We start from the raw sequence: 3,892 nt of genomic DNA, 5'->3' as shown, positions 1-3,892 counted from the left end.
GTCGGAGCGGACGGCCACACCAAGATCCTCGTAGTACGTCCAGAGTACCTGGGGTGACCAGGCGTAGTGGGGGCGGCGGATTTCCGCGTTCAGTGACCGCAGCGCCTCGTAGGCTTCCGCGGGCGCGGCCGAGCGCGGGCTGGTCAGGGCGATGGTCACCGCGGGGAGGCGGTCGCGTTCCTCCCGCAGCAGCCGGGCCCAGCGGGCGATCTGCTCGCGGGCCCGCTCCGCGCGGGGGATCTCGTGGACCCTGGTCACCTCGACGGCGGTGGTCTCGTCGATGACGTAGTCCTTGTCGCGGCGGATCTCGATGATCTGCCGGCGCAGCTCGGGGCTGCCCGTCAGCGGCGCGATCGCGTCCTCGACGAGCTGCCGGGCGGCCGCCTTGCCGCCGTCGGCCAGGGCTTCTTCCTGCCGGTCCGGGTCCACCGCCCGCACGATGGCGCCGGCGATCTCGGAGAGGGTCCGGCCGCCCGCGGCCCTGGTCAGGGCGTCGCGTTCCCCGGTGGTGAGCTGCTGGTTGAGGCGAGCCAGCCGGCCGGCCAGGATCTCGGCCTCGCTCAGGGCGATCGACTTCGTGCCGGCCCTGTCCAGCAGCTTCGCCAGCGAGACCTGCCGTTCGGTGGCGGCGGCCAGGGGCTTCGCGTCGACCAGCGGGGAGTCGGTGACGCCGACCGCGTCCACCAGGATGAAGCGGTCCTTGCGGACCGTCTCGTCCGCGTCGGGGGTGACCTCCTGGAGCTCGGTCGGGTCGATGGTGCGGGCGCCGCGTCCCTTCATCTGCTCGAACAGCACCGCGCTGCGCACGTCACGCAGGAAGATGACGCACTCCAGGGCCTTGACGTCCGTCCCGGTGGCGATCATGTCGACGGTGACGGCGACCCGCAGGCGGGGGGAGGTGCGCAGGGCGCGGATCAGCTCGTCCGGGTTCTCCCCGGCCTGCCGGCTCTTGTAGGTGATCTTCTTGGCGAAGTCGTCGCCGCGTCCGAAGATCTCCTTGACCTGGGCGAGGACGTCCTCGGCGTGGTCCTCACCGACCGCGAAGATCAGAGTCTTGGGGAGCTCGCGCCGGTTCGGCGGGAACCAGCTCCGCCAGCTGTCCCGGTAGGCGGTGAGCACCGCGCGGATCTCGTCGACGGCGACCACCGACCGGCCGATCTGGCTGGTGGTGTAGGTGAAGTCGTCGTCGAGCTCCTGATAGCGCTGCCGGCGGGTCTTCCTGTCCCGGACCCGCACGGTGGTGCCCGACTCGATCGTGGCGACGCCCTTCTCCCGCAGGTCGGTGTGTATGCGCACGACGTCGAAGTCGACGTTCACCCCGTCGGCGACCGCCTGCTGGTAGGTGTACTCCGACACCAGGTTACGGTTGAAGAAGCCAAGGGTCTGCTGGGTCGGGGTGGCGGTCAGGCCCGCCAGATGGGCGTCGAAGTAGTCCAGGACGCCGCGCCACAGGCCGTAGATGGAGCGGTGGCACTCATCCACGACGATCACGTCGAACGCCTCGACCGGGACGGCCGGGTTGTAGGCGACCTCGGCGGGCTGGTCCAGCGCGTACGGCTCGTAACCGGCCCCGCTGGCCCCGTTGGCCCCGTCGGTCTCGTCCGCGTCGTCGGTCTCGATGTCGGGGAGCTGCTCGCCGCGCAGCAGTGCGTACATCCGCTGGATCGTGCAGATGACCACCGAGGAGGTGTCCTGCAGCCCCGCCGGGCCGAGGCGGTCGATGTTGTAGAGGTCGGCGAGGCGGCGGCCGTCGTCCGGGGTGGTGAACCGGCGGAACTCGTCGTGGGCCTGGCGGCCCAGGTTGGTGCGGTCGACGAGGAACAGGACCCGGCGTGCCCCGGCGTGCCGCAGCAGCCGGTAGGTGGCCGCCACGGCGGTGTAGGTCTTGCCGGCGCCGGTGGCCATCTGGATCAGCGCCCGCGGCCGGTCGTCCCCCAGAGAACGTTCCAGGCCGTTGATCGCGTCGACCTGTGCCGGGCGCAGCCCGTTCGGTTCCAGCTCGGGGAGCTGGCGCAGGGCGGCCCGCCAGGTCGGGGCGTCCGGGTGCTCGCCGGCGCGCCGCATCCAGGCCGCGACGGTCTCGGGCCGGTGGAAGGTGAAGACCGCCCGGGAGCGGGCGTGCGGGTCCAGCCGGTTGAGGAAGTAGCTCTCGGTGCCGGTGGTGGCGTAGCGGAAGGCGAACGGTTCGGACTCCCGCCAGACGGCGTTGCGGTGCCGTTGGAGGACGCCGGCCGCGTACCGGTCGTTCTGCTCGACGGCGCTGGAGAGATGGTCGCCCTCACGCTTCGCCTCGATCACGCCGACGATCCTGCCGTCGACGTAGAGGACGTAGTCGGCGCGGCCGGTGGCCAGCGTGAACTCGCGGACCGCCACTCCCTGACCGGCCGCGGGATTGACCTGGTCGCGGTCCTGAACGAGCCAGCCGGCCTGGCACAGCATCCCGTCGATGGCGGCCCGGGCCTGCGTCTCGTTGAGCGGCGCCGGGCGCTGGGCGCGCTGGATGATGACCTCGCGCTGCCGGACGTCGACCTGACGGGGCTGCTGGCGGGTGGCCTCATAGCTGGCGTGCTGGGTGTCGCGGAGCCGCTCGAGCCGGGCGGTGAGCTGTTCGACGGTGTCGAGGAGCTGCCGGCGGTTCGCGTCGGCGCTGGCGATCAGCCGTTCGGCCTCGGCGCGGGCCCGCCGCTCGGCGTCCAGCGCGCTGGTGGATTCGGCGAGCCGCGTACGGGCCTGGGTCAGTGCCTGCCGATGGCCGGCGAGGGCCTCGCGCAGCTCGGCCAGCTCGGCCGGGTCTGTGATCGTGGCACCGTCGCCCGGGTCGGTGGGTGGGACGAACTCGGCGATCGTCCGGCGGCCGGAGACCGCGTCGTGGAACCAGATGCCCAGCTGGTAGCAGATCCGCACGGCGACCAAGGCGCGGGTGCTGTCGAAGAGGTACTCGTGGGCGGCCCTGTTCCTGTCCCGGCGCAGCCGGTCGAAGTCGGTGCGGACCCGGGCGCTGAGCACACCGGCCTTCGTCAGCGCCGCGAGCCGGTCGACCTGCCGGGTGCCGTCGAGCCGGATACCGATCCTGGCGATCATCTCTTCGGCCAGCACCTCGCCGAACTGGCCGGACTGGATCAGCGACGCGTTCGGGTTGGTGAACACCGTCGCCTCGGCGAAGGCGCCGTAGACGGCCAGCAACGGCTGGAGCGGATACAGCGGCCCGAAGTTCGGCGACCCCTTCGCGGCCCCACCGAGCCGCTCGTCGACCAGCACCATCCTCGCCCTCGCCCCCGCCCAAGGCCACCAGCAAGCCCCTAACCATACGAGACCCCGGATACCGGCCCACTATCACCTCAACCCCGCAAACCCCCCGGCAGGACAACAGCATGACCACACTCCTGGCCAGAGCGGACCCCGCCGTCGCCGGCCACAACATGCACCCCGCGACCGACGACATAACGGCTTACCCGCCGACCGGCCCCGCGCGTGCGAGGAGGTGGGCGGCCTGCTCGGCAAGCCTGGCGAGCAGCGCGGTTATCTCGTCTGCCGTGGACTCATAGCCGCCGCTCACGCGGTGACCAGGTCGCGGGCGGGGACGAAGATGCTGAGTTCCTTCAGGAAGCCCGGGGTCCTGGCGATGACCTGCTCGCGGGTGAGGAACGGATGGTCGGGAATCCACGGCTCCGGCAGGCGCCTGGGCTCGCACCATGCCGGCGGTCTGACACCAGCCTGATCGAACTCACGGCGTGTCAGAACGGCGAGCAGGGTGTCGAATCCGGCGCTCCCGGTGGTCGGCGGCGCGGCCTTCCAGCCGGAGACCGCGGGATCGCCGTCCTTGAGGAGCATGCCCAGATGGTCGCGGCCCTGGGGGTGACCCGCGCGGTGGCCACCTGCCGAGGGCCGAGGG

At 71.6% G+C, this 3,892-nt stretch carries 1 protein-coding gene and 1 pseudogene; both read right to left on the bottom strand.

All coding sequences use genetic code 11. The annotated features are described in order from the left end of the window. Positions 1–3,261: type I restriction endonuclease subunit R (locus AC5LSR_RS11310; protein ID WP_493468427.1), on the bottom strand; the 3,261-nt coding region annotated here is incomplete at its 3' end. A gap of 291 nt (positions 3,262–3,552) precedes the next feature. Then, a pseudogene (locus AC5LSR_RS11305) lies at positions 3,553–3,892 on the bottom strand (hypothetical protein); the annotation flags it as partial.

Source organism: Protofrankia sp. CiP1_Cm_nod4, assembly GCF_982290645.1.
This window is presented reverse-complemented; position numbering and strand designations above follow the sequence as displayed.